General features: G+C 72.6%; 27 protein-coding genes and 1 pseudogene. 12 read left to right on the plus strand and 16 right to left on the minus strand.

Features of this window, described 5'->3' with window-relative positions:
• From CKO43_RS11450 to CKO43_RS26420, 4 genes and pseudogenes are all read left to right on the plus strand, one after another.
• Window positions 1–351: aminotransferase class IV (locus CKO43_RS11450; protein WP_200378713.1), on the plus strand; the 351-nt coding region annotated here is incomplete at its 5' end.
• A complete protein-coding gene (locus CKO43_RS11455) occupies window positions 348–1,010 on the plus strand; it encodes an HAD family hydrolase (protein WP_200226182.1) in 663 nt (220 codons plus the stop codon). The genes CKO43_RS11450 and CKO43_RS11455, both read left to right, overlap by 4 nt.
• A 120-nt stretch (window positions 1,011–1,130) precedes the next feature.
• Window positions 1,131–1,445, plus strand: a pseudogene (locus tag CKO43_RS26415) (HAMP domain-containing protein); the annotation flags it as partial.
• Window positions 1,446–1,589: 144 nt separating this feature from the next.
• Window positions 1,590–2,225: a methyl-accepting chemotaxis protein gene (locus CKO43_RS26420; protein ID WP_430699130.1), complete on the plus strand. Its 636-nt coding sequence runs from the start codon at window positions 1,590–1,592 to the stop codon at window positions 2,223–2,225.
• Window positions 2,226–2,227: 2 nt separating this feature from the next.
• On the opposite strand, the gene CKO43_RS11465 is transcribed toward CKO43_RS26420, so the two are convergent.
• The 4 genes from CKO43_RS11465 to CKO43_RS11480 form a co-directional block, all read right to left on the minus strand.
• A complete protein-coding gene (locus CKO43_RS11465; protein ID WP_200378715.1) occupies window positions 2,228–2,881 on the minus strand; it encodes a M48 family metalloprotease in 654 nt (217 codons plus the stop codon).
• Window positions 2,882–3,204: 323 nt separating this feature from the next.
• Window positions 3,205–3,834: a response regulator gene (locus CKO43_RS11470; protein ID WP_200226188.1), complete on the minus strand. Its 630-nt coding sequence runs from the start codon at window positions 3,832–3,834 to the stop codon at window positions 3,205–3,207.
• Window positions 3,831–5,225, minus strand: coding sequence for a HAMP domain-containing protein (locus CKO43_RS11475; RefSeq protein WP_200226190.1), 1,395 nt, complete (start codon window positions 5,223–5,225; stop codon window positions 3,831–3,833). The genes CKO43_RS11470 and CKO43_RS11475 overlap by 4 nt, the downstream gene beginning before the upstream one ends.
• Complete coding sequence (locus tag CKO43_RS11480; protein ID WP_200226192.1) at window positions 5,222–6,199, minus strand: alpha/beta fold hydrolase; 978 nt, start codon at window positions 6,197–6,199, stop codon at window positions 5,222–5,224. Before CKO43_RS11480 ends, CKO43_RS11475 begins: the two co-directional genes overlap by 4 nt.
• Window positions 6,200–6,349: 150 nt before the next feature.
• Here CKO43_RS11480 and pqqA point away from each other — a divergent pair, with 150 nt between their 5' ends.
• Genes pqqA through pqqE form a run of 5 tightly spaced genes read left to right on the plus strand, consistent with a single transcriptional unit; the run spans window position 6,350 to window position 9,594 of the window.
• Window positions 6,350–6,460 (plus strand): pyrroloquinoline quinone precursor peptide PqqA, encoded by a 111-nt coding sequence (gene pqqA / locus CKO43_RS11485; protein WP_200226194.1) that lies wholly within the window; start codon window positions 6,350–6,352, stop codon window positions 6,458–6,460.
• A gap of 59 nt (window positions 6,461–6,519) precedes the next feature.
• Window positions 6,520–7,440 (plus strand): pyrroloquinoline quinone biosynthesis protein PqqB, encoded by a 921-nt coding sequence (pqqB, locus tag CKO43_RS11490; RefSeq protein ID WP_200378716.1) that lies wholly within the window; start codon window positions 6,520–6,522, stop codon window positions 7,438–7,440.
• Window positions 7,437–8,144: a pyrroloquinoline-quinone synthase PqqC gene (gene pqqC, locus CKO43_RS11495; protein ID WP_200378717.1), complete on the plus strand. Its 708-nt coding sequence runs from the start codon at window positions 7,437–7,439 to the stop codon at window positions 8,142–8,144. The genes pqqB and pqqC overlap by 4 nt, the downstream gene beginning before the upstream one ends.
• The gene (gene pqqD, locus CKO43_RS11500; RefSeq protein WP_200378718.1) at window positions 8,141–8,485 is read left to right on the plus strand and encodes a pyrroloquinoline quinone biosynthesis peptide chaperone PqqD; all 345 of its coding nucleotides are present in this window, start codon (window positions 8,141–8,143) and stop codon (window positions 8,483–8,485) included. Before pqqC ends, pqqD begins: the two co-directional genes overlap by 4 nt.
• Complete coding sequence (gene pqqE, locus CKO43_RS11505) at window positions 8,482–9,594, plus strand: pyrroloquinoline quinone biosynthesis protein PqqE (RefSeq protein ID WP_200378719.1); 1,113 nt, start codon at window positions 8,482–8,484, stop codon at window positions 9,592–9,594. Before pqqD ends, pqqE begins: the two co-directional genes overlap by 4 nt.
• A gap of 233 nt (window positions 9,595–9,827) precedes the next feature.
• Here the strand turns inward: pqqE and CKO43_RS11510 are convergent, their stop codons facing one another.
• From CKO43_RS11510 to CKO43_RS11565, 12 genes are all read right to left on the minus strand, one after another.
• A complete protein-coding gene (locus CKO43_RS11510) occupies window positions 9,828–10,523 on the minus strand; it encodes a c-type cytochrome (RefSeq protein ID WP_242477773.1) in 696 nt (231 codons plus the stop codon).
• A 40-nt stretch (window positions 10,524–10,563) separates the two neighbouring features.
• The gene (locus CKO43_RS11515) at window positions 10,564–11,088 is read right to left on the minus strand and encodes a thioredoxin domain-containing protein (protein WP_200378720.1); all 525 of its coding nucleotides are present in this window, start codon (window positions 11,086–11,088) and stop codon (window positions 10,564–10,566) included.
• Window positions 11,085–11,918: a quinoprotein dehydrogenase-associated SoxYZ-like carrier gene (locus CKO43_RS11520; RefSeq protein ID WP_200378721.1), complete on the minus strand. Its 834-nt coding sequence runs from the start codon at window positions 11,916–11,918 to the stop codon at window positions 11,085–11,087. The genes CKO43_RS11515 and CKO43_RS11520 overlap by 4 nt, the downstream gene beginning before the upstream one ends.
• Window positions 11,915–12,886 carry an MBL fold metallo-hydrolase gene (locus CKO43_RS11525; RefSeq protein ID WP_200378722.1) on the minus strand — a complete coding sequence of 324 codons (972 nt, stop codon included), beginning with the start codon at window positions 12,884–12,886 and terminating at the stop codon, window positions 11,915–11,917. Before CKO43_RS11525 ends, CKO43_RS11520 begins: the two co-directional genes overlap by 4 nt.
• 7 nt (window positions 12,887–12,893) lie before the next feature.
• Window positions 12,894–13,421, minus strand: a complete 528-nt coding sequence (locus CKO43_RS11530) for an SRPBCC family protein (protein ID WP_200226211.1) — start codon at window positions 13,419–13,421, stop codon at window positions 12,894–12,896.
• A 21-nt stretch (window positions 13,422–13,442) separates the two neighbouring features.
• Window positions 13,443–14,414, minus strand: a complete 972-nt coding sequence (locus CKO43_RS11535) for a YncE family protein (RefSeq protein ID WP_200378723.1) — start codon at window positions 14,412–14,414, stop codon at window positions 13,443–13,445.
• Window positions 14,411–15,247, minus strand: a complete 837-nt coding sequence (locus CKO43_RS11540; protein ID WP_200378724.1) for a quinoprotein dehydrogenase-associated SoxYZ-like carrier — start codon at window positions 15,245–15,247, stop codon at window positions 14,411–14,413. The genes CKO43_RS11535 and CKO43_RS11540 overlap by 4 nt, the downstream gene beginning before the upstream one ends.
• Window positions 15,244–15,621, minus strand: coding sequence for a hypothetical protein (locus CKO43_RS11545; protein ID WP_200378725.1), 378 nt, complete (start codon window positions 15,619–15,621; stop codon window positions 15,244–15,246). The genes CKO43_RS11540 and CKO43_RS11545 overlap by 4 nt, the downstream gene beginning before the upstream one ends.
• 5 nt (window positions 15,622–15,626) lie before the next feature.
• Window positions 15,627–16,346, minus strand: coding sequence for a hypothetical protein (locus CKO43_RS11550; protein ID WP_200378726.1), 720 nt, complete (start codon window positions 16,344–16,346; stop codon window positions 15,627–15,629).
• Window positions 16,343–17,182, minus strand: a complete 840-nt coding sequence (locus tag CKO43_RS11555; RefSeq protein ID WP_200378727.1) for a substrate-binding domain-containing protein — start codon at window positions 17,180–17,182, stop codon at window positions 16,343–16,345. Before CKO43_RS11555 ends, CKO43_RS11550 begins: the two co-directional genes overlap by 4 nt.
• On the minus strand, window positions 17,179–17,565 hold the full coding sequence (locus CKO43_RS11560) for a c-type cytochrome (RefSeq protein ID WP_200226224.1): 387 nt from the start codon (window positions 17,563–17,565) through the stop codon (window positions 17,179–17,181). The genes CKO43_RS11555 and CKO43_RS11560 overlap by 4 nt, the downstream gene beginning before the upstream one ends.
• Before the next feature lie 103 nt (window positions 17,566–17,668).
• Complete coding sequence (locus CKO43_RS11565; RefSeq protein ID WP_242477774.1) at window positions 17,669–19,489, minus strand: methanol/ethanol family PQQ-dependent dehydrogenase; 1,821 nt, start codon at window positions 19,487–19,489, stop codon at window positions 17,669–17,671.
• Between the two features lie 535 nt (window positions 19,490–20,024).
• On the opposite strand from CKO43_RS11565, the gene CKO43_RS11570 reads away from it, so the two are divergent.
• From CKO43_RS11570 to CKO43_RS11580, 3 genes are read left to right on the plus strand one after another with little or no spacing between them, the layout of a single operon-like run.
• Entirely contained in the window at window positions 20,025–20,990 is a 966-nt protein-coding gene (locus CKO43_RS11570; protein WP_200378728.1) for a PQQ-dependent catabolism-associated beta-propeller protein, read from the plus strand.
• Entirely contained in the window at window positions 20,987–22,147 is a 1,161-nt protein-coding gene (locus CKO43_RS11575) for a type 1 periplasmic-binding domain-containing protein (protein ID WP_200378729.1), read from the plus strand. Before CKO43_RS11570 ends, CKO43_RS11575 begins: the two co-directional genes overlap by 4 nt.
• Window positions 22,129–23,136: a tripartite tricarboxylate transporter substrate-binding protein gene (locus CKO43_RS11580; protein WP_200378730.1), complete on the plus strand. Its 1,008-nt coding sequence runs from the start codon at window positions 22,129–22,131 to the stop codon at window positions 23,134–23,136. Before CKO43_RS11575 ends, CKO43_RS11580 begins: the two co-directional genes overlap by 19 nt.
• The last annotated feature ends 1 nt before the right edge of the window (window position 23,137 follow it).

Below are 23,137 nucleotides of genomic sequence, written 5' to 3' on the forward strand. Positions count from 1 at the left end.
ACCGAGCGTGCGCGCTACGACGCCGGCGTGCGCGCCGCCGAGGCCGTCGGCGCCGAAGAACAGCGTGTCGAACGCGCCGGCGGCCGGCTCGTCGAAGGCGGGCGCAGCACGGTCTTCGTGCAGCTCGACGGCCGCTGGTGCACACCACCGCTGGCCGACGGCGCACTGCCCGGCGTGCAGCGCGCAGCGCTGCTGGCCGACCCGGCCTGGGACGCGCTGGAGCGCCGCATCACACGCGCCGAGCTGGCGCGCGCCGAACGCGTGGTGGTCTGCAACGCGCTGCGCGGCGTGCTCGAGGTCGCCGGTTTGATCGACGCCGCCGCGGCGGCGGCACCGGCGCTGGCCGGATGAGGCTCGCACTCTTCGACCTCGACCACACGCTGCTCCCCTTCGACAGCGGCCAGGCCTGGACACGTTTCCTGGTCGCCCGCGGCGCGCTGCCGGCCGACGCCGAAGCGCAATACCTGGCCTTCTGCCACCAGTACGTCGCCGGCACGCTGGACATCCACGCGATGCACCAGGCCGTCGTCGGCCCGCTGGCCGCGTTCGAGCCGGGGCAGCTGCAGGCCTGGCGCGAAGCCTTCGCGGCCGAGATCGCGCCGCGCCTGCCGGGTGCGATGCGCGACATCGTCGACGCCCACCACGCCGCCGGCGACCTGTGCGCGATCGTCACCGCGACCTCGCGTTTCGTCGCCGAACCGTTTGCCGCCGCCTTCGGCGTCGAGCACCTGGTGGCCACCGAAGCGCAGCTCGGCGCCGACGGCCGGCCCACCGGCGCGATCGCCGGGCTGCCGTGTTTCCACGAACACAAGCCGGCGCGTATCGCCGCCTGGCTGGCGAGCCTGGGCGCACGAACGCTCGCCGACTTCGGCCAGAGCTGGTTCTATTCCGACTCGGCCAGCGACCTGCCGCTGCTGCAGGCCGTGACGCACCCGGTCGCGGTGCGGCCCGACGCGCGGCTGCGCGCCCACGCCGAAGCGGCCGGCTGGCCGGTGTTCGACACGCTGTGAGCGTGAACGAACACCGGCGCCCCGGGGGTTTGTCCCGAGCGGCCGGTGCTCAACCACCCGCGGCGGCGGGCCGAAGACCGCACATGCAGTAGCGCCCGCGGTGGCGCCGGAGACACCGCCATGCAATGGATTCGCCGCGTCAGCCTGGTGCAACGGGTGACGATCGGTTTTGCGCTCAGCTTCGCGCTGTTCGCCGTGCTGACGCTCGAGGCCCTGCTGTTCGAGCCGGCCAACCGGCCGATCGCAGCGCTCGCGGCATTCGGCGCTTTGTTCTCGGCCGCCACCGGGCTGACGATCCGCGCCAGCATCCGCGGCACGGTCGAGCCCACGGTGCACTGCGTATCGCGCATCGCCGCCGGCGACCTGGAGACCAAGATCGAATCGCCCGGCCGCGACGAGATCGCCTGGCTGCGCGCCGAACTCAACGGCATGCGCAAGAAGCTGCGCACGATGGTGGTGGAAGTGCGCCAGGCCGCCGGCAGCGTCGGCGAGGCCTCGCGCGAGATCGCCAGCGGCAACGTCGACCTGTCCGACCGCACCGAGAGCCAGGCCGGCGCGCTGCAGCAGACCGCGAGTTCGATGCAGCAGCTGGCCGACGCCGTGCAGCGCAACGCCGAGCACACGGCGACGGCGCGCACGCTGGTCGCCGAGTCCAGCAGCGTGGCCGACCGCGGCGCGACGACGATGCGCAGCGTCGTGCAGCGCATGGACGAGATCAACGCCAGCGCCGCGCGCATCGGCGAGATCGTCGGCGTCATCGACGGCATTGCCTTCCAGACCAACCTGCTGGCGCTGAACGCGGCGGTGGAGGCGGCACGCGCCGGCGAGCAGGGCCGCGGCTTCGCCGTCGTCGCCTCGGAGGTGCGCGCGCTGGCACAGCGCAGTTCGACCGCGGCACGCGAGATCAAGACGCTGATCGATTCTTCGTCGGCCCAGGTCGGCGACGGCGCGCGCCTGGTCAGCGAGGCCGGCCGCACGATGCAGGAGCTGCACACCGGCATCGCAGGCGTCTCGACGCTGATCGCCGACATCGCCGACGCCGGCAGTACCCAGGGCCAGGACATCGGCCAGCTCAGCGAGGCCATCGGCCGGCTGGACACGATGACGCAGCAGAACGCCGCGCTGGTCGAGCAGCTGGCCGCGGCGGCCAAGTCGCTGGAAGGCCAGTCGGACCGGCTCGACGCGGCGGTGACGAGTTTCCGCGTCGGCGACTAGGTTCAGCGTCCGGCGTCCTCGGCGCTCTCGGCGATCAGCGCGCGCAGCGCCGCGACGCGTTTGCGCGTGGCCGGGTGGGTGACGGTGTCCATCTGCGCCCCCAGGCTGAGAAAAGCGCCGACGGCGGCTTCGCCCGGCACGCCCAGGCGGCGCAGCATCTGCAGCGCCCAGGCGTCGGCCTCGAACTCCTGGCGGTGCGAGAGCAGCGACGCGTCGCGGCCGAGCGCGCCGGCCACGGGGTCAGTGCGCTCGGGCGTCACCGCGCCCGGCACCCAGCGCCGGTAGACGCCGCCCATCGCCGCCCAGTGGTCGTGCATGACGTGGGCGAGTTCGTGCCCGAGCACGAACAGGCGCGGGCCTTCTTCGAGGTCGGCGAGGCGCTCGTTGGCGACGATCACGTGGCCTTGCAGCGTCTCGGCGACGGTGTCACCGCCGATCACGCGCAGTTCGACCGAAGTGCCGGGTGCGAGCGCCTGCAGCAGGCGCTCGAAGCTGGCGCGCACGGCGTCCGCACGCGGCCCTTCGGCGGCAGCATGGAAAGCGTCCAGCCGCTGCTGCTGCGAGTGCTCCAGAACCTCCCCGATCGCCGACGGGTCGGCGGCCTGCGCCGTGGCCGTACAAGCCCCCACGATCCACGCCGCCGCCGTCGCACGCATCTCGTACCTCCCTAGGCCAGCGAGACAGCCTGGCCTCTGCGGCAGTGTGCGGGCAAATGCTGTCCCCCGGGCAAATGCCCGCAGCAGCCGCGACCGCGTGCGGGCAACCGCAGCACCCCGCGCAAATGCCCGCAGCAGCGTGCGGGCAAATGCGGCATCCCGAGCAAATGAACGCAGCAGCCGCGACCGCGTGCAGGCAACCGCAGCACCCCGCGCAAATGCCCCCAGCAGCCGCGACCAAGCTACCCGCCGCGGCCCGGCTCCGCCGGGCCGCCAGCGGACCGCCCCCTCGGGGGGTAGCGAGCGCTAGCGAGCTTGGGGGCTCACACCTGTATCAGCCCCCACTGCAACGCCACCAGCGTCAGCTCCGACTGGTTGCCCGCGCCCAGCTTCTGCTTCACGTGGTACAGATGGGTGCCGACGGTGCTGGTCGACAGCTTCAGGTTGTCGGCGATCTCGGCGACGCTGCGGCCGCGCGCGAGCTGCAGGAAGACCGAGAACTCGCGTTCGCTCAGCGCTTCGGCCGGGCTCGGGTCGCCCTTGACCTGCACCATCGCCAGCGCGCGTGCGGTCTGGCCGTCGACGTAGGCCTCGCCGCGCGCGACCGCGGCCACGGCTTCGATCAGCGCCTCGGGCGCGCCGCGTTTGCCCAGGAAGCCCAGGGCGCCGGCACGCAGCACACGCTGCGGATGCGCGGTGTCCTCGTGCGCCGACAGCACCAGGATGCGCGCACGCGGGTCCTGCGCGAGCAGCCGGCGCACCGCTTCGAGCCCGCCCATGCCGGGCATCGCCAGGTCCATCACGACGACGTCAGGACGGGCGCGCGGGTAGTCGGCGCAGGCCTCCTCGCCGCTGCCGCATTCGGCGACGACCTCGACGCCGGCACCGGCCAGCAGCATGCGAAAGCCCATGCGCACCAGCGCATGGTCGTCGACGAGCATCACACGGGTCATGCGGGCCTCGGGGCTGGCGCCGCCGGCACGGCCGGCGGCAGCGGTGGGTCGGACGCCTCGGCCGCGGCACGCGGCAGCACGAGGCGCAGTTCGGCGCCGCCGGCGGCGCCGGCTTCGAGCACGACATGGCCGCCCAGCGCCTCGGCGCGTTCGGCGATCCAGCGCAGCCCGTAATGGCCGGCATGCGGCAAACCGGCTGCCGGCGGGCCGCGGCCGTCGTCGCGCAGCAGCAGCGTCACGCCGTCGGCGTCGGCCGCCACCCGCAGCAGCAGGTGCTGCGCGGCGCCGTGTTTGAGTGCGTTCGTGATGCCTTCCTGCGCCGCGCGGTACAGCGCCAGCGCGGCTTCGGGCGCCAGCCGCAGGGCACCCAGCTCGACCGCCAGCTCGAGCGCGACGCCGGCGTGCGCGCGCCGCGTGCGTTCGGCCAGGTCCTGCAGCGCCTCGGCCAGGCCGAAGCTGTCCAGCACCAGCGGCGCCAGCCGCGGGATGATGCCGTGCATCGCGTCGTACAGCCGCGAAGCCTCGTCGGCGATCAGGCGCGCGGCCTGGGGGGCGGCGGCGCCGCGTTCGATCGCCAGCGCGATCGAACGCATCGCCGTCACCGACTGGCCGAACTCGTCGTGCAGCTCGCGTGCGATGCGGCGGCGTTCATCCTCGACCTGGCGGTCGACCCAGCGCGCCAGTTCGCGCCGGTCCGACAGTTCGGTCTCGGCGCGCTGCGCCCGGCGTTCGCTCTCCAGCCGCAGCCGCAGCTCGCCGACCATGCGGTTGAAAGCCTCGCCGATGGCGCCGGCCTCGCGCCCCGGCAGCGGCGGCAGCTCGACGTCGAAATGCCCGCGCTGCAGCGTCTGCAGCGCCTGCACGATGCGGCCCAGGGGGCGCACGGTGCGCCGCACCAGCAGGTCGACGAGCAGGTTGACGACGACCAGCAGCGCCGCCGCGCCGCCGACCAGCCGCAGCATGTAGTCCCAGGCGTCGAGCGTGGCGCGCGACGCGTTGGCGCGCACCTCGAGCCGGCCGTCGGGGAAGGACACCGCCTGCAGTGCCGGCGCCGGCGCGATCAGGCGCTCGAACCACGGCGGCGCGTCGCGCCCGGCCTTGTACGGCGACGGCGGCGAGCGGTAGAGCACGCTGCCGTCGCCGTCGTACAGCGTCAGGTCGTTGCTGCGGATGCGGCCCATGCCCTGCAGATAGGCCAGCATTGCCGGCGTGCCCTGCGCGGCGTAACGCAGCGCGGTGCGGTTGAGCAGCTGCGCGGCGACGCGGTTGGCGGCGACGACCTCCTCGTTGACCGCCGAGCGCAGCCCCCACCACTGCAGCAGCACGACGGCGGCGGCGAACAGCAGCGTCAGCGCGCCGACGATCAGCCGGATCTGCGCACGCAGGCTCACCGCCCGCCCCCGAAGTCGCCTTGGCGCGCGAAGGCGGCCAGCGCCGCGACCGTCGCCGCGGCCAGCCCCGGATGCGTCGGGTCGTGGCCACCGACGGGCACCCGGCGCAGTTCGGCCTGGGGCAAGGCGGCGGCGAGTTCAGCCGCGCCGGCCAGCGGGCAGACGCGGTCGTCGTCGGCGTGCAGCAGCAGCGTCGGCACCGGCGGCGCCGCTGCGGCGCGCGCGAGCAGCGGCCGCTCGCGCAGCCAGCAGCCGTGGCGCAGGTAGTGCACCTGCACACGCAGGCGGTCGACCTGCGCGGCTACGTCCTCGCCCTGCAGCGGGCCGGGGTCGCCGGCGGGGGTCGACAGACCGCGCTCCCAGCGCCGCCAGGCGAGCGCGGCGGCTTCGCGCCGCGCCGCCGCCGGGTCTTCCAGCGCCTGCTGCAGCGCGTCCAGCAAGGCCGGCGTGCCGGTCTGCGGCGCCACGCCCGCGGCCTCGGCCAGCGCCGCCCAGGCCTGCGGCTGCAGCCGGGCCGAACCGGCGAAGAAGGCGTCGACGTCGGTGTCGCGGCCGACGAAGGCCGAACGCAGCAGCAGGCCCTCGACGGCGGCGGGATCGTCGGCCGCGTGCGCCAGCGCCAGCGTCGCGCCCCAGGAGCCGCCGAAGACGAACCAGCGTTCGAGCCCGAGTTCGCGCCGCAGACGGCGCAGGTCGGCCAGCAGGTGATCGGTTGTGTTGTGCAAGGTCGCACCACGCGGCCGGCTCAGCCCGGCGCCGCGCTGGTCGGGCACGAGCACGCGCCAGTGCGCCGGGTCGAAGACACGCGCCAGCAGCGCCGAGCCGCCGCTGCCCGGCCCGCCGTGCAGCACCAGCGCGGGCCGGCCCGTGGCCGCGCCCCATTCGCGCAGCGCGAGCACGTGGCCGTCGGCCGTCAGCCACTCGTGCAGCTGCCGCGGCGGGGTCTCGGGGAACAGAAGCGGGGCGGCAGGCATCACCCGGCCCATTCTGTCCAGCCCGGCGGCCGACACCAGGGGAGTTTCATGAATTTCACGAGGGCCGATTCATGGCGCGGGGGCTGTGCCGGTGGCGGCTTCGCGACGAGCATGGGCCACGGGATTCACAGGTCCCGCGCGCACCGCCCGGTGCGTGCCACCCCCAGGAGACACGACATGCAGACGACGCAATGGCAGACCCCGACCGCCATCGACTGGCGCTTCGGCTTCGAGATCACGCTGTACGTGGCCGCACGCTGATGCCACCCCGGGCGCCGTGCCGCGCACGGCGCCTTCCTCGTTGCTGAACGGAGTGCGGCATGCGCATCCACGTCCTCGGTTCGGCCGCCGGCGGCGGTTTCCCGCAATGGAACTGCAACTGCCGCTTATGCGCCGGCGTGCGCAGCGGCACGCTGCGCGCCACGGCACGCACGCAGTCCTCGATCTTCGTCGCCCCCGACCAGGGCGAAGACGGGCTGCTGGTCAATGCCTCGCCCGACCTGCTGCAGCAGATCAAGAGCAACCCGGTGCTGCAGCCGGCGCGAGGCCTGCGTGACAGCGCGATCGCGGCGGCGCTGCTCGTCGACGGCCAGGTCGACCACACGACCGGGCTGCTGATGCTGCGCGAACGCAGCCGGCCGTTGCCGCTCTTGTGCACCGACGCGGTGGCCGAGGACCTGACGCAGGGGCTGCCGCTGCTGCGGGTGCTCGGCCACTTCTGCGGCGTCGAACGCTGCCGCATCGTGCCCGACGGCCGTGTCTTCGAGGTGCCCGGCGTCGAGGGCCTGCTGGTACGCGCCGTCGCGCTGGCGAGCAAGGCCGCGCCGTATTCGCCGCACCGCGACGCGCCGGCGCCGGGGGACAACATCGGCCTCGTGATCGACGATGGCGCGAGCGGCCGCCGCGTCTTCTACGCGCCGGGGCTGGGCGAGATCACGCCGGCGCTGTTCGACCTGATGGCCAGCGCCGACGCGGTGCTGGTCGACGGCACCTTCTGGACGGACGACGAGATGATCCGGCTGGGCCTGTCGACCAAGACCGCGCGCGACATCGGCCACCTGCCGCAGTCCGGCCCCGGCGGCATGATCGAGTGGCTGGACCGGCTGCCCAAGCACACGCGGCGCCTGCTCATCCACGTCAACAACACCAACCCGATCCTCGACGAGGACTCGGCCGAACGTGCCGAGCTGGCGCGCCACGGCATCGAGGTCTGCGAAGACGGGCAACTCATCCGACCATGACATCCGCCTGGACCCGCGACGAGTTCGAGGCCCGGCTGCGCGAGCGCGGCAAGGCCTATCACATCCACCACCCGTTCAACGTGATGCTCAACACCGGGCGCGCGACGCCAGAGCAGGTGCGCGGCTGGGTCGCCAACCGCTTCTGCTACCAGGTGGCGATCCCCGTGAAGGACGCTGCGATCCTGGCCAACTGCCCGGACCGCGAGGTGCGCCGCGGCTGGGTGCAGCGCATCCTGGACCACGACGGTTTCGAGATCGGCGGCGTCCGGGACCCCGGCGGCATCGAAGCCTGGCTGCGCCTGGGCGAAGCCGTCGGCCTGACACGAGAGGAGGTGCTGGACCAGCGCCACGTGATCCCGGCGCTGCGTTTCGCGGTCGACGCCTACGTCAACTTCGCGCGCCACGCATCCTGGCAGGAGGCGGTGTGCTCGTCGCTGACGGAGCTGTTCGCGCCCGAGATCCACAAACAGCGCCTGGCAACCTGGCCGCAGCATTACCCGTGGATAGACGGCGCCGGGCTGGCCTACTTCCGCAACCGCGTCAGCCAGGCGCGGCGCGACGTCGAGCAGGGGCTGGCGGTGACGCTGGCGCACTTCACGACGCTGGCGCAGCAGCAGCGCGCGCTGGACGTGCTGCAGTTCAAGCTCGACGTGCTCTGGGCGATGAACGACGCGATGGCGCAGCGTTACGGAGTCTGCGCATGAGCCTTCAAGACTTGTCAGGGGCTCATTGCCTCCAGGAGGAACCGGCCGCCAGGCCGGAGAGTGCGGCCGCGACGCTGGAAACCCGGCCGCGCCTGGCGCGGGGTTTCCGTTTCCAGTGGGAGCCGGCGCAGGACTGCCACGTGCTGCTCTACCCCGAGGGCATGGTCAAGCTCAACCCGAGCGCCGGCGCCATCCTCGAATGCTGCGACGGCGAACGCCGCATCGCCGAGATCGTCGCCGCGCTGCAGGCACGTTTCGCCGCGGAGGACATCGCCGGCGACGTGCTCGCCTTCGTCGCGATGGCCGGCGAACGGCGCTGGCTGGCCTGGGACCCGGCATGACGCCGCCGCGCCCCGGGCCGCCGCTGTGGCTGCTGGCCGAGATCACCTACCGCTGCCCGCTGCACTGCGTGTTCTGCTACAACCCGGTCGACTACGCGGCTCGGCCCGACGAACTCTCGACCGCCGACTGGCTGCGTGTGCTGCGCGAAGGCCGCGCGCTCGGCGCCGTGCAGTGCGGCTTCTCCGGCGGCGAGCCGCTGCTGCGCGAAGATCTGGAAGAACTGGTCGCCGAAGCCCACCGCCTGGGCTACTACACCAACCTGCTGACCTCGGGCGTCGGCCTGACGCCCGAACGCGCTGCGGCGCTGAAGGCCGCCGGGCTGGACCATGTGCAGCTGTCGTTCCAGGACTCGACCCGCGAGAGCAACGACTTCCTCTCGCACACCAGGACCTTCGACTTGAAGCGCCGCGTCGCCGAGACCATCCGCGCCAACGGCTGGCCGATGGTGATGAACGTCGTGCTGCACCGGCTGAACATAGCCCACGTCGACCGCATCATCGAGATGGCGCACGAGCTCGGCGCCGAGTACGTCGAGCTGGCGAACACGCAGTACTACTCCTGGGCCTTCGTCAACCGGGCGCAGCTGCTGCCGACACGCGAGCAGCTGCGCCGGGCAGAGGCCGTGACCGACGCCTGGCGCGCGAAGCTGGGCGACTCGATGCGGCTCTTCTTCGTCGCACCCGACTACCACGAGGGCCGGGCCAAGAAGTGCGTCAACGGCTGGGGCAGCATGTTCCTGACCGTCACGCCCGAAGGCCTGGCGCTGCCCTGCCACACCGCACGCATGCTGCCGGGGCTGGCCTTCCCGAACGTGCGCGAGATGTCACTGGCTTCGGCCTGGTACGAGTCCGAAGGTTTCAACCGCTACCGCGGCACGGCCTGGATGAAGGAGCCCTGCGCGAGCTGCGAACACCAGGCCGAAGACCTGGGCGGCTGCCGCTGCCAGGCCTGGCTGATCGCGCAGGACGCCGAAGCCGCCGACCCGGTGTGCCGCAAGAGCCCGCATCACGAGCGAGTGCTCGCGGCGGTGGCGCAGGCCGAGGCCGGGGTTGTCGAACAGCCGCTGGTGTTCCGCGGCCCGGCCGAGTCGCGCCGGCTGGCGGGCTGAACCTGCTCCCTCTCCCGCTTGCGGGAGAGGGCTGGGGTGAGGGTGGCGGCCCGCGACGAGCCCTCACCCCGACCCTCTCCCGCTACACGGGAGAGGGAGCCCACCGCCAGCTGCTGTTCCTCCCTCTCCCGCTCGCGGGAGAGGGCTGGGGTGAGGGTGGTGGCACGCGAACAGCCCTCACCCCGCCCCTCTCCCGCTGCGCGGGAGAGGGAGACCACCGCCGCCGCCGCCGGTCACTTCGACATCACATACGCCGCCAGCGCCTTCATCTGCGCGTCGCTCAGCGCCAGCGCTTCCGACTTCATCACGTTGCCGTGGCGCCGCAGCGGCGTCTTGAAGGCCTGCAGCTGGCGAAACACGTAGTCGGCGTGCAGGCCGGCCAGCCGCGGCGCGGCGCCCTCGCCCTGGGCGTTGCCGCCGTGGCAACTGGTGCAGGCGCGCACCGTGTGGTCGCCGATGCCCTGCTCGAAGATCAGCTTGCCCTCGGCCTCCAGCTTGGCATTGCGCGACTTGCCCGGCAGCGGCGTCTGCGCCGCGTAGTAGTCGGCCAGGCCCTCGATCTGCTCGTCGGTGAGCAGCGCCGAGATGCCCCACATATAGGCCTGGATGTCGGTCTCGGCGCGCGCCTGGTCGCGGAAGTCCTTCATCTGCCGGATCATGTAGTCACGAGTCTGGCCAGCCAGCGCCGGATAAGCCTTGTGCGTGCTGCGGCCGAAGTCGCCGTGGCAGGACGCGCAGACGTGCACCGCACGCTGCACCGCCGGCAGTTCGGCCTTCGAACCGTTGGCCGGCGCCTGCGCCCAGGCCGCCGACGCCAGCGACAGCAGCGCCGCCCAGCCGGCCGCACGCAGGCGCGGGCGCACCCGCATCGGCCTGGCGGGCTGCTCCCGGACGGTGGCTTGCAGTTCGTTCGCTGTCTCGCTTCGCATGGTTGTGACCCTTGTTGAATCGGCGGCGCCCCTCGGCGCCCTACTGTTCGAGCCGCAGGATCTCCAGCTGCTCGGATACGGTTTCGAAGGTGCCGGCGCCCGCGGGCATCGGCATCAGCGGCCGCGCCTGGCCGTCGAGCAGCCAGACGCTGGGATAGACGAGCTGGCGTGCACGTTCGTCGCCGAGCGCACGCTGGAACTCGGGATACGGCAGCGCGCGCTCGCCGCTCTGCAGCCACAGCCGCGTGGTGCCCAGCGCCAGGCTGCTGCGCAGGTCGACGATGAGCCAGCCCAGCCGCGTGAACTCGGGCGCGAGTTCGGCCGCGTGCTGTTCGAGGAAACGTTCGTAGCGCTTGCAGAACACGCAGTCGTGGGCGCCGAGATAGACGTAGAGCCTGCGGCCTTCGCGGCGCGCCCGCTCCAGCGCCGGGCGCAGGTCGAACACCGGGTGGCCATCGACCTGCTGCGGCTGCAGCACCAGCGGCGCGTAGGCGGCAGGCACGCCGGCCCAGGCAGGCGCGCTCGCCAGCAGCGCGGCGGCCAGGATCAGCAGGCGCCGCTTCATGCCTGCGGCTCCACGGCCAGCCGGCCGCTGAAACGGGCGTCCTGCGAGTCCTGGGCCTCGGCGCGCAGTTCGCCCGGGCCCTGCGGCACGAAACGGAAACGCCAGCTCGGGTTCTCGCTGATCGAAAAATCGAGCTCGGCGTCGAACAGCGGCCGGCCGGCGTAGCTGACGGCCAGCGTCCTGACGAAACGCGCCGGGATGTAGAACATCGTGCGCTGGTCGAGTTCGAAGCCGGTGTCGTTGGGGTGCAGCACCGTGACCTCGGCGGCGCCGGCGACGCCGACACGCGCCGGCTCGAGCAGGCGCACGAGCGTGCTGCCGATGTGTTCGGGCGCGTCGCGGTTGGGCGGCGCCGAGCAGCCGCCGCTGGTCTTCACGTAGCGCGAGTCGGTGTGCAGCGTGCCGTCGGAGAGTTCGGCGACGACACGCACGTGGCTGTACTGGTCGACACGCAGCCGGGTCTCGAACTCGGGCCAGCCGATCTCGGGCGTGAGCTCCAGCACCGCGGCCAGCGGCGAGGGGTTGTGGTCGACGACCAGCGTCAGCCGCTTCATCCAGAGCTGCGGCGTCTGCGCCAGCGCCGGCACGATCTTCACCGGCACCGAGGCGCCGTAGGCGGCACGGCGCGGCGCCTCCAGCCGCACCGCGGCGCCGGTGAGCAGCGGCCGCGTGCCGAAGAGCTGAGCGCGCAGCCGCTCCCAGGCCTCGGACGAGTCGCCGTCTTCGGCCTGCGGCAGGCCGCCGGGTGCGGCGCGCAGCGCCGGCACAGCGGCGGCCAGCGCCAGCGCGGCGACCGCGCGCAAACCGTCGCGCCGCGCCGCGGCCGTCACGGGCGAGCCTCCGCCGGCAGCCCCAGCAGCAGCGCCCGTTCGGCACGCAGGAAGGCGATCGAGGCGTTGCGCCGGTGCACGGTCTCGTACTGGTCCCAGGCGGCATAGGCCGGCAGCGCGGCCGCATCGGGCACGTCGATCAGCGAGGCACCGTCGGCCACCAGCGTGTGCGCACGCTCGTCCAGCGCCTTCAGGTAGGCCGCCGTCGCCGCGATCTGCTCGGCCGGGCCGGCCGGCCCGTGCGCCGGCACGACGCTGCGCGGCGCGAGCGCAGCCAGCGCCGCCAGCGCGCGCTGCCAGCCCGGCAGGTCGGCGTCGGCGATGTCGGGCACACGCCGGTTCTCGACCAGCCCGCCGGCGAACAGCACCCGGTTCGCCGGATCCCAGAGCGCGACATCGCCCGGGCCGCTGCTGTGGCCGTAGTGCAGCAGCTCCAGCCGCCGGCCGGTCTCTTCGAGCGCCAGCGCACCGCTGAACTCGCGCTGCGGCCGGACCACCGCCGAGCCCGCCATCGCCGCGTCGCCCAGCGTGCGGCGCAGCTGCTCGAGGCAGGTGTCGCAGCGCGAGACCATCAGCCGCGCCGCCTGGGCATGCATCGCCACCGGCACCCCGGCTTCGCGGAAGGCGCTGGCACCGAACAGGAACTCGGGCCGCACATGGGTGACCAGCGCCAGCTTCAGCGGCCGGTCGGTGGTCGCGCGGATCGCGGCGATCAGCGCCCGGCCGTGAAGGTACGAGGTGCCGGTGTCGATCGCGACCACACCCTCGGGACCGACGACGAAGCCGCTGTTGCCGATGCGCCCGCCGTTCGCCGGCTCGGCCGCGCCGCCCGCGCCCGGCATCCAGTAGACGCCGTCGGCCAGCGCCAGCGGCGCCGCCGCCGCGGCCGCCGGGGACGCACAGGCGGCCAGCGCCGCGGGTGCGAACACGAAGGCGGCGAGCAGCGTCTGGCATAGCCGGCGGTCCATGCGGCTTTCAGCGCGCCTCGGCGAGCTGCTTCAGGTTGGCCAGGCCCGACTGGTAGACACCGGTGACGGCGCGCAGCGCAGCCTCGTCGTTCTGCTCCGGCGGCGGGTCGTTGTTCGGGTAGCCGCGGTAGAAGGCGCCGCGCCACTCGACGACGCTGCCGGCGCCTTCGGCGCGCACGCTGATCGTCGAGGTGTAGTTGGTCACCGGCAGCGCGCCGCCGTCCTTGGCGCGGTAGCTGTAGCTCATCTTCTCGTCGTCCCAGCGCTCCAGGCGCTCGCTCAGGCGGGCGCCGTTCTTCAGCACCAGCTCGCGCACCGAGCCGACTTCGTTGCCCTGGCTGGCCGGGCTTTCGGCGACTGCCGGGTGCCAGTCCTTGAGCGCGTCGAAGTTGCGGATGCGCGCCCAGACGGCCGTCGGCGGCGCCGCGATCGTGATCTGCTCGGTGACCTTCTGGCGTGTCGGCCCGTGGGCGGCGGCGGTGCCGGCGGCGACGGCCAGCACGGCGGCGATGACGACGGTTCTGCGGGCGGGCATCGGCTGCGTTCTCCTCGTGGATCAGGGGGTGGTGGGGGCGCCGATGAAGGCGCCGAAGCCGCGGCTGTTGCGGCCGGTGGTGATGCGGCTGCGTTCGGCGCCGCTCTCGGCGTCGAGCACGCTGACCGCGTCGTCCATCCAGTTGACGACGTAGACCCGGTCGCCCCAGGCGGCAACGCCCTCGGGGTAGCCGAAGCCGGGCAGCGTGCGGCGCAGCGCCAGCGTCTGCGCGTCGAGCACGCTGACGCTGTCGTCGTGCTGGTTGCTGACGTAGAGCAGCCGGCCGCCGGCGGCCAGCGCCGCGCCGTAGGGCGCGCGGCCGACGGCGGCGGTGGCGACGACGGCGCGGCGCCCGGTGTCGAGCACCGAGACGTCGTCGCTCAGCACGTTGAGCACGTACAGGCGCTGGCGCGGCGCGTCTAGCAGCAGCGCGAACGGGTGGTGGCCGACTGCCACCCGGGCCTCGACCGTGCCGCGCTCCAGGTCGACGAGCGCGACCGTGTCGTCGTCGCGTTCGGCGACCCAGGCGCTGCGGCCGTCGGCGCGCACCGCGACACCGGCCGGCGCGCGGCCGACCGCGATGCTGCGCGGCACGTCCTGCAGCCGCGTCGTGTCCCAGACCAGCAGCCGGTCGGCGTACCAGTCGGCGGCGACGAGGCGGCTGCCGTCGGCCGAGGCGTCCAGCCCCACCGGCCCGCTGCCGGCGGCGAGTGTGGCGACGACGGCGCGGGTGCGCATGTCGATCACCGAGATCGTGCGGCTGTCGGGGTTGGAAACGTAGACCCGGCCGCTGGCACCGACCGCGGCCACACCCGCCGGCGAACGCCCGACCGGCACGGTGGCGACGACGCGGTCGCCGTCGAGGTCGATCACCGAGACGTCGTGGCTGCCCTGGTTGGTGATCCAGGCGTAGGGCGCGGCCTGGGCGGCAGCGGCGAGCCCGAGCGCGGCGCACGCGGCGCCGGCGCCGGCCCGCAGCCGGCGCGCCGTCATTCGCGCACCGGCGTCAGCACGCCGGCGAAACGCAGGCCCTGGGTGTCGCTCGCCTCGACCTCGAGACGCGCGTCACCCCGGGGCAGGAAGGCGAAGCGGAACCACGGGTTCTCGCTGATCGAGAAGTCCAGGTCGGCGGCGAAGACCAGGCGCCCGGCGTGGCGCACCTCGAGCTGGCGCAGGAAGTGCGCCGGCGTCACCTGGCGCGTCAGCTGGTCCATCGCCAGCCCGGTGTGGTTGGGGTGGCTGATCTGCAGCCGGGCCAGCACCGGCTGCGCCGCGGCCGGGTCGCCGCTGACGCGCAGGCGCATCTGGCCGAGCGAGGCCAGCGCCGCGGCGGCGTCGCTGCCGGGTGCGGCCGAACAGCCGCCCGAGGCCTTGACGAAACGGGTCGCCATGAAGAGCCGGCCGTCGTCGGTCTCGGCGATGGCGCGCAGATGGCTGTACTGGTCGACCCGCAGCCGGGTCTCGACCTGGGCCCGGCCGCTGTCGGGCGTGAAGCGGAAGATCGCCGAGACCGGCGACGGATTGGCGTCGACGATCAGGTAGATCGTCGCGACGTAGCCGGCCGCACCCTGCGGCAGCCGGCTGTGCACCGCCACCGGCACGACGCCGGCGTCGACCGCACGCGATGGCGCCAGCAGCTCCAGCACGTCGGCGCCGGCGGGCGCGATCTCGCGCGTGCCGAACAGGCTGGCCCGCACCTTCTGCCAGATCGCGCTGGCGGCCGGGTCGGCATCGGGCGCGAACGCACGCACCGGCTCGGCCGCCGACGCCGGAGCGGCGGCGAACACGAAGGCCGCGGCGGCGAGCGTGCGCGCGAGCCTGTTCATCGGCTGCCGGCTCCCGGCGGCGGACCGATGAAACACGCCTGCTGCACCTTCGGCTGCAGTTCGCGCCAGCGCGCGACGAGCTTCTTCGCGCCGGCGTTGTCACGCAGTTCGCCGCCGCGTTCGCCGCCGATGGTCATCGCGTTGACGACGGTGATCATCTCGATGTAGTCGTCGAGGGGCAGCTCGGCGGCGATGCGGTCGAGCGCGCACGAGCACTTGTTGACCATCTCGTAGAAAGGCCCGGGGTGCTCGCGCATGCACTGCTGGACGTAGAGCACGCGCTCGACGGTCGGGTAGTCGTGCGACTTCGCCGCGGGCGCGGCGGCGGCACCGGCAGTGGCGCCGGCGAGGATCAGGGGCAGGAGCAGCTTCATGGCGGTCAGCGCGCGAGGCGCGCGAGGGTCGTGGTGGCGGCGTCGGCCAGCAACTCCTCGGCGACGAGCGGGGGCGCGCCGGCGCTGGCGCCGGGCACGCGGGTGGCGATGGCGTAGACGCCGCCGGGCACGGCCGGCGCCAGCGTGAACAGGTAGCGCTTGCCGGCCAGCGCCTCGAAACGCGCGCGCAGCGGGTCCTCGAGGTAGGGCGCGATCTCGATCTCGCGCGCCGCGACGCTGCGCCCGGCGTAGGGCAGCGTGCTCGCGCGCAGCGTTGCCGACTGCGCCAGGGCCATGCGGATGCGCTTGCGGAAGTAGGACGACTGGCCCTTGGTGCGGCGCTGCATCTCGCGCACGTCGCGTTCGAGGAAGTGCAGGATCACCGGGTTGCCCTGCGCGGCCTCGACTTCGGGCAGCTCGATGCGTTCCGCGCCGGACAGAAAACTCGCCTGCGCGCTGCAGCAGCCGCCGCCGGCACGGGCCTTGAGCATCAGCGTCACGCGGTCGTCCAGCTCCGGCTCGAGGCTGCCGCGGCGGCTGAAGCGGTAGGCCAGTTCCAGCGGCGGCACCAGGCCGGCAAGGTGGTTGTCGACGAACAGCGCCTTCTCGGCCGCCGAGATCTCGTCGCTCTCGGCCGCAGCCCACGCCGGCCAGGCCGCCAGCGCCGGCAGCGCCGCGGCCAGGCGCAGCCAGCGGCGGCGCGCGATGTTGGCGGCAGCCGTCATTTGCTCGCCGCCTCGGGTTCGAGCAGCGGCACGCCATAGGACTGCAGGATGGCGGTGATCTCGGCACGGTGGCGCTCGATCAGCTGCTCGACCTGCTGCTTCCATTCGCGCTCGCCGTAGCGCACGCCCATCGCCATCGAGAAATCGAACTTGACGCCGGGCTCGCTGGCCAGCGGCACGACGACGAGCTTCGGGCTCTTCGCGCGCTGGGCGACGAAGCCGGCGATCGGGCCCCAGACGATGGCCGCGTCGAGCCGCCCTTCGGCCAGGTCGCGCTCGAGGATCTGGCCCGGGTAGGCCTGCGGGTCGGGGCTCATGATCGGATACGGCACGCCGCTGTCGACCAGGCCGTGATGCGCCAGCCAGGCCGAGGCCGGCGAGCGGTCGTACAGGCCGATGCGCAGCTTGGCCAGGCGCTCGCGGTCGAGCGCGAGGAACTGCGGGCCGCTGCTGACGCCGTCCAGCCCGCGGCCGGCGGCGTAGACCAGCGCGTAGGTCGAGCGGTAATAGGGTTTGGTGACCGACACCTGCTCGAAGCCGGCGGGCACGCCGAGCACGATGTCGCAGGGGTAGTCCTGGCCCGGCAGCTTGAAACGCAGCGTGTTGCGGATGAAGCCCAGGCGCTGCGGGAACGAGTAGTACGTGACCGGCAGCCCGAGCGCCTTGCCGAAGAGTTCGGCGATGCGGTTCTCTATGCCTTCGCCGCGCTCGTTGGAGAACGGCAGGTTGTTCGGGTCCTGGCAGACCTTGAGTGCCGTGCGCGGCGCGTCCTGCGCGCCAGCGGCGGCGCACGCCGCGGCCATCAGCCCGGCGACGATCGCGTGCAGAGGTTTCATTGGATCGGCTCGACCTTGGCGCGTGTGATCGCGCCGTCGGATCGGCCCTTCAGGTAGGCGTAGAGCGCGTCGATGTTGTCCATCACCTGCTGGCTGCTGCCGAAGCTCTGCATGCCCTTGTCGAGGCGGCCGTCGCGCACGGTCTTGACGAACTCGTCCTTGGTCAGCACCTTCAGGCTGTTGACCAGCGACGGCCCGACCATGCCCTCCTGGTTGGCGCCGTGGCAGCGGTCGCAGGCCGCGGCGCGCCAGGTGCGAAAGCCTTTCATCGTCACCGGGTCGACCTTGTAGCCGTCGACGACCGTGTAGAGCGGGGTCTGGTTCTGGCCGTACGACGCGCCAGCCGCGAACAGCGCGACACCCAGCAGCAGTTTCCGAAGCATGTGCGGTTCATCCTCTTGGAGAGGGGACGTCGCCGCGCCGGACGCCGCCCCCCCGGGGGTGCCGGCCCCGGGCACTCCGGAGCCGGCATCAGAGCGGCTGCCGTCAGTTGGGCAGCGTGAACACCGTCAGCGAGCCGCCCAGTTCGGTGTACTGGGACAGTTCACGGTAGCCACCGACGGCACCCAGGCCTTCCTGGTCCTTCTCCAGCCCCGCAGCCATGCCGATGCCGGCCCAGCCGCCGATGCCCGAGAACACGCCCAGGTACTGCTTGCCCTTGTACTCATAGGTGAAGACGTTGCCGATGATCCCCGACGGCGTCTTGAACTTGAACAGCTCCTTGGAGATGTTCTTCTTGTCGACGCACTTCAGGTAACCCTCGAGCGTGCCGTAGCAGGCGATGCCGCCGGCGGTGGTGAGCGCACCGCTCCAGACCGAGAACTTCTCGGCCTTGGACTGCACGATCTTGCCGCTGCTCGCGTCCCAGGTGATGAAGTTGCCCATGCCGCCGTGGCTGCCCGGCGCCGGGTACATCGACAGCGTCGCGCCGACATAGGGCTGGCCGGCGGTGTATTCGACCGCGAACGGCTCGTAGTCCATGCAGACGTGGTTGGTCGGCACGTAGAAGAGCTTGGTGTCGGGATCGAAAGCCGCGGGCTGCTGGTCCTTGGTGCCCAGCGCCGCCGGGCAGACGCCCTTGGTGTTGACGTCGGGGCCGTTCTGCGCCGTCGAGTACTTGGACACGACCTGCGGCCGGCCGGTCTTCATGTCGACGTGCGTCGCCCAGTTCACCGCCGGGTCGTACTTCTGGGCGACGAGCAGCGCGCCGTTGGTGCGGTCCAGCGTGTAGGCGAAGCCGTTGCGGTCGAAGTGCACCAGCGCCTTGGTCGGTTTGCCCTTGACGTTGATGTCGGCGAGGATCATCTCGTTGACGCCGTCGAAGTCCCACTCGTCGTAGGGCGTCATCTGGTAGACCCAGTTGACCTTGCCGGTGTCGACGTCACGCGACCAGATCGACATCGTCCACTTGTTGTCGCCCGGGCGCTGCGCCGGGTTCCAGGTCGACGGGTTGCCGCTGCCGTAGAAGACGCTGTTGAGCGCCTTGTCGTAGCTGAACCAGCCCCAGGTGGTGCCGCCGCCGATCTTCCACTGGTCGCCCTTCCAGGTCTTGAGCGACGAGTCGGGGCCGACGGGCTTGACGGCGCCGTCCGTCCAGGTCGTCGTCTTCGCCGGGTCGATCAGCATCTCGGCGTCGGGGCCGACGCTGTAGCCCTTCCAGACCTGCTTGCCGGTGTTGATGTCGTAGGCGGCGAGGAAGCCGCGCACGCCCCATTCGCCGCCGGAGATGCCTGTGATCACCTTGTCCTTGAAGACGTGCGGCGCGTTGGTGTTGACGGCGCCCAGCTTGGGGTCGCCGTTTTTCACCGTCCAGATCAGCTTGCCGGTCTTGGCGTCGAGCGCGACCAGGTTGCTGTCGGCCTGCTGCAGGAAGACCTTGCCCTCGGCATAGGCCAGGCCGCGGTTGACGGTGTCGCAGCACATCTGCGGGATCACCGCCGGGTCCTGCTTGGGCTCGTACTTCCAGATGATCTTCTGGGTCTCGAGCTCGATCGCGAACACCTTGTTCGGGAACGGCGAGTGCAGGTACATCGTGCCGTCGATGACCAGCGGCGAGCCTTCGTGGCCGCGCAGCACGCCGGTGGAGAAGGTCCACGCGACCTGCATCTTGCCGACGTTGCCGGCGTTGATCTGCTTGAGCTGGCTGTGCCGCTGGTTGTACATGTCGCCGGCCTGCATCGCCCAGTTCTTGGGGTTGGCGGTCAGCTTCTCGACGTCCGCGTTGGCCTGCACCAGGCCTGGCAGCACCAGCGCTGCCGCCAGCCCCAGCCCCGCCCAGGGAAGGCGTGAATGCCCAGAAATTCGCATCGATGTCTCCTTGCTTTGATGGACCGGTCTTCCCCTCGTGCGGCCGGAACCCGTTGACCAACCCGCCGCCGACGTCGAGAACACGGCGCAGCGCCCGACCGCAAGTTCCTTGCCGTCTTCAGCGGCGCGGCGCGTGGCGACGCGCCGCGCAGGGCCGGCCGTGGGCAGTCCATCGGCGTCCGCGCAGCCGCCGCTGGCGCCCCGACGGCAACTCGCGGCCCGCCGCGGCACCGGCCTCCGGGGCGACCCGGATAGGGAAAGCACCGGCGGCCATCGCAGGCCATGCGCCGTGGTCGCGGCCGTCGTCCGGCAGCGCGCGAACAGGCTGCGCCGAAACCGTGTCATCGCCGGGGCACAGAGTGTCATCGCCGCGAACAGCCGCCCGCTGGCGCCGCCCGCAGCCTCCTGCGGGACAGCGCTGGCGAGGTCCTTGCTGGTTCGTGCGGAAGGCGCGAGGACGACACATCTGGTTGAATGTCCCGCAGCCGGCCCGCCAGAGGCCGCCGTCAGGCCCAACACAAGGAGACACACCCGTATGCGAGCTTTCGCCCGCACGAGCGCCGCAGCGCTCGCCGTCGCCGCCGCCGGCGTCAGCGCCCAGGGCACCGCCTGGGTATCCAGCGAGAAGGACGACGCGATCACGCTGATCGACACCGCCACGCTGGCCGTCAAGGGCACGGTCGCGACCTGCAAACGCGGCCGCCACATCCAGCGCCTGCCCGACGGCCGCGTGATGCTCGCCTGCACCGACAGCGGCGTCGCCGACGTGCTCGACGCGGCGACGCAGAAGTCGCTGCGCCGCGTGCCGCTGGGCGACGACCCCGAGGCCTTCGACGTCTCGCCCGACGGGCGCACGATCTACGTCTCGAACGAGGACGACGGCGTGGCGAGCTTCATCGACGCCCAGACCGGCAAGGTGACGAAGACGGTCAAGGTCGGCCAGGAGCCCGAGGGCGTCAAGGTCTCGGCCGACGGGCGCACGCTGTACGTGACCTCCGAGGTCGCGAGCATGGTGCACGTGATCGACGTCGCCCAGGGCAAGGTGGTGAAGAACGTCAAGGTCGGCAAGCGCCCGAGGCGCATGGCGATCACGCCCGACGGCCGCGAGCTCTGGGTCACGAACGAACTCGACGCCAGCGTCAGTATCGTCTCGACGGCGACGAACGAGCTGCTGGCGACGCTGAAGTTCGAGGTCAAGGGCGCGCGCGCCGAGGAGATCACGCCAGTGGGCATCACGATGACACGCGACGGCAAGCGTGCCTTCGTCGCGCTCGGCAAGGCCAACCACGTGGCCTTCGTCGACGTCGCCACGCGCAAGGTGACGAACCAGGTGCTGGTCGGCAAACGCGCCTGGAACGTCACGCTGGACAAGGCCGAGCAGCGGCTGTGGGTCGTCAACGGGCTGAGCGACGACGTCACCGTCGTCGACGTCGCCGGCGCCAAGGCCGTGAAGAGCATCCCGGTTGGCCGCGTGCCCTACGGCCTGGTGCTGGTCGAATGAGGCCGCAGCGGCTGGGCGTCGCCGTCGTGATGGCGCTGGCAGCGGCGGCGGCACCGGCAGCGACCTTGAAGGTCACGCTGCTGCAGCCGGCCGACGACCCGCGGCTGGAGCGCTCGCGGCTGGAACGCGCCTACCTCGGCCACCCGGGCGGGCCGGCCGGCGACGGGCTGAAGCTGGCCGTCGAGGACGCTCAATTCGAGCTCGACGCCGCCGAGGTGAGGATCAGCGTCGACAGCGCCGAGGTCGGCTCGCGCGAGGCCGCACGCGCCGCGGCCGCGGCCGCCGAGAAGGCCGGCGCCGCGGTGCTCGTCGTCGACCTGCCCGGCGACTGGACGCTGGCGGTGGCCGACGCGGTGAAGATCCCGGTGCTCAACGTCGGCGACGCCGCCGACCGGCTGCGTGGCAGCGACTGCCGGCCGCGCCTGTACCACCTGCTGCCCAGCGAACGCATGCGCAGCGACGCGCTGGCGCAGACGCTGGTGGCGCGGCGCTGGGCCCAGGTGCTGATGCTGGTCGGCCCGACGCCCGAGGACCAGGTGCGCGCGGCGACGGCGCAGGCCTCGATGAAACGTTACGGCCTCAAGCTCGTCGCCCAGCGCCCGTTCAAGCTCTCGGCCGACCCGCGCGAACGCGACTTCGCCAACCCGCTGCTGCTGACCGGCAATGCCGGCTACGACGCCGTCTGGGTCGTCGACGGCGCCGGCGAGTTCGCGCGTTCGCTGCCCTACCGCACGGTGCTGCCGCGGCCGGTGGTCGGCGACGCCGGGCTGGTGGCGCTGGCCTGGCACGCGCAGTTCGAGCGTTACGGCGCACCCCAGGTCTCACGCCGCTTCGCCAAGGCCTACAAGCGGCCGATGACCGGCCCCGACTGGGCGGCCTGGATGGCGGGCAAGGCACTGATCGGCGCCGCGGTCGCCGCGCCCAAGGGGCCGGCACCGGCCTGGGCCAAGGCCCTGGGCGGCGCCACGCTGGACGGCTCCAAGGGCACGCCGATGAGCTTCCGCGCCTGGGACGGCCAGCTGCGCCAGCCGCTGCTGCTGAGCGACGGCCAGGGCGTCGTCGCGCAGGCGCCGATCGAGGGCCTGCTGCACCCGACGAACGTGCTCGACACGCTGGGCGCCGACGCCCCGGAGAAGCTGTGCAAAGTCGCCCGCTGACCCCGGCCGGCGCGGCCCGCCGGCGCCTGCTCGCCGCCGCTGCCGCCGCCGCGCTGGGCGCTGCCGGCGCCGCGACGGCCAGCGCCGGCACGGCGCCCTTCCCGAGCCGCACGATCACGCTGTGGGTGCCCTGGCCGGCCGGCGGCGCCACCGACCTGACGCTGCGGCTGCTGGCCGAACTCGCCGGCGCCCACCTGGGCCAGCGCATCATCGTCGAGAACCGCAGCGGCGCCGGCGGCACGCTGGCGATGCCGGTGCTGCAGATGTCCGAGCCCGACGGCTACACGATCGCGCAGCTGCCGCAGCCGGTGCTGCGCGTGCCGCACACCCAGCGTGTGCTCTGGGACCCGATACGCGACGTCACGCCGATCATCCAGATCTCCGGCGTCACCTTCGGCGTGCTGGTGCGCAACTCCAGCCCCTGGCGTGCGCTCGAGGACCTGTTCGCCTTCGCCCGCGCCCGGCCGGGCGAGCTGGCGATCGCGACCAACGGCGTCGGCACGACGCCGCACATGGTGCTGGAGGAGCTGTTCACCGCACGCGGCCTGCGCTACATCCACGTGCCCTACCGCGGCACCAGCGAGCAGCTGCTGGCGATCGAGTCCGGCCAGGTGATGGCCGGCGTCAACTCCACCGGCTTCGCGCCCGCGGTCGACTCCGGGCGGCTGCGGCTGCTGGCCAGCTTCGCCGGCAAACGCTCGCCGCGCTGGCCCGAGGTGCCGACGCTCACCGAACTCGGCTTTCCGATCGTCGCCACCTCGCCCTACGGCCTGGGCGGGCCGCGCGGGCTGCCGCCGGCCGTCGTCGCGCGGCTGCACGACGCCTTCCGGCGCGCGATGTTCGAGCCCGCCTTCGGCGCCGAGCTCGCCAAATACGACCAGGACCTCGCCTACCTCGGCCCGGCCGACTACGGCCGCTGGCTGCGCGAGGAGTACGAACGCGAGCGCATCGCCAGCGTGCGCCTGGGCCTGGCCCGTCCGGGAGCCTGAC

This window comes from Rubrivivax gelatinosus (assembly GCF_016583785.1).
Lineage (GTDB): Bacteria > Pseudomonadota > Gammaproteobacteria > Burkholderiales > Burkholderiaceae_C > Rubrivivax > Rubrivivax gelatinosus_B.

What these genes read in the sequence shown, in the direction of transcription:
- CKO43_RS11455 (WP_200226182.1), top strand. Translation starts at nt 348, where the DNA reads ATGAGGCTCGCACTCTTCGACCTCGACCACACGCTGCTCCCCTTCGAC.
- CKO43_RS26420 (WP_430699130.1), top strand. Translation starts at nt 1,590, where the DNA reads ATGCAGCAGCTGGCCGACGCCGTGCAGCGCAACGCCGAGCACACGGCG.
- CKO43_RS11465 (WP_200378715.1), bottom strand. Translation starts at nt 2,881, where the DNA reads ATGCGTGCGACGGCGGCGGCGTGGATCGTGGGGGCTTGTACGGCCACG.
- CKO43_RS11470 (WP_200226188.1), bottom strand. Translation starts at nt 3,834, where the DNA reads ATGACCCGTGTGATGCTCGTCGACGACCATGCGCTGGTGCGCATGGGC.
- CKO43_RS11480 (WP_200226192.1), bottom strand. Translation starts at nt 6,199, where the DNA reads ATGCCTGCCGCCCCGCTTCTGTTCCCCGAGACCCCGCCGCGGCAGCTG.
- pqqB (WP_200378716.1), top strand. Translation starts at nt 6,520, where the DNA reads ATGCGCATCCACGTCCTCGGTTCGGCCGCCGGCGGCGGTTTCCCGCAA.
- pqqC (WP_200378717.1), top strand. Translation starts at nt 7,437, where the DNA reads ATGACATCCGCCTGGACCCGCGACGAGTTCGAGGCCCGGCTGCGCGAG.
- pqqD (WP_200378718.1), top strand. Translation starts at nt 8,141, where the DNA reads ATGAGCCTTCAAGACTTGTCAGGGGCTCATTGCCTCCAGGAGGAACCG.
- pqqE (WP_200378719.1), top strand. Translation starts at nt 8,482, where the DNA reads ATGACGCCGCCGCGCCCCGGGCCGCCGCTGTGGCTGCTGGCCGAGATC.
- CKO43_RS11510 (WP_242477773.1), bottom strand. Translation starts at nt 10,523, where the DNA reads ATGCGAAGCGAGACAGCGAACGAACTGCAAGCCACCGTCCGGGAGCAG.
- CKO43_RS11515 (WP_200378720.1), bottom strand. Translation starts at nt 11,088, where the DNA reads ATGAAGCGGCGCCTGCTGATCCTGGCCGCCGCGCTGCTGGCGAGCGCG.
- CKO43_RS11525 (WP_200378722.1), bottom strand. Translation starts at nt 12,886, where the DNA reads ATGGACCGCCGGCTATGCCAGACGCTGCTCGCCGCCTTCGTGTTCGCA.
- CKO43_RS11530 (WP_200226211.1), bottom strand. Translation starts at nt 13,421, where the DNA reads ATGCCCGCCCGCAGAACCGTCGTCATCGCCGCCGTGCTGGCCGTCGCC.
- CKO43_RS11535 (WP_200378723.1), bottom strand. Translation starts at nt 14,414, where the DNA reads ATGACGGCGCGCCGGCTGCGGGCCGGCGCCGGCGCCGCGTGCGCCGCG.
- CKO43_RS11540 (WP_200378724.1), bottom strand. Translation starts at nt 15,247, where the DNA reads ATGAACAGGCTCGCGCGCACGCTCGCCGCCGCGGCCTTCGTGTTCGCC.
- CKO43_RS11545 (WP_200378725.1), bottom strand. Translation starts at nt 15,621, where the DNA reads ATGAAGCTGCTCCTGCCCCTGATCCTCGCCGGCGCCACTGCCGGTGCC.
- CKO43_RS11550 (WP_200378726.1), bottom strand. Translation starts at nt 16,346, where the DNA reads ATGACGGCTGCCGCCAACATCGCGCGCCGCCGCTGGCTGCGCCTGGCC.
- CKO43_RS11555 (WP_200378727.1), bottom strand. Translation starts at nt 17,182, where the DNA reads ATGAAACCTCTGCACGCGATCGTCGCCGGGCTGATGGCCGCGGCGTGC.
- CKO43_RS11560 (WP_200226224.1), bottom strand. Translation starts at nt 17,565, where the DNA reads ATGCTTCGGAAACTGCTGCTGGGTGTCGCGCTGTTCGCGGCTGGCGCG.
- CKO43_RS11565 (WP_242477774.1), bottom strand. Translation starts at nt 19,489, where the DNA reads ATGCGAATTTCTGGGCATTCACGCCTTCCCTGGGCGGGGCTGGGGCTG.
- CKO43_RS11570 (WP_200378728.1), top strand. Translation starts at nt 20,025, where the DNA reads ATGCGAGCTTTCGCCCGCACGAGCGCCGCAGCGCTCGCCGTCGCCGCC.
- CKO43_RS11575 (WP_200378729.1), top strand. Translation starts at nt 20,987, where the DNA reads ATGAGGCCGCAGCGGCTGGGCGTCGCCGTCGTGATGGCGCTGGCAGCG.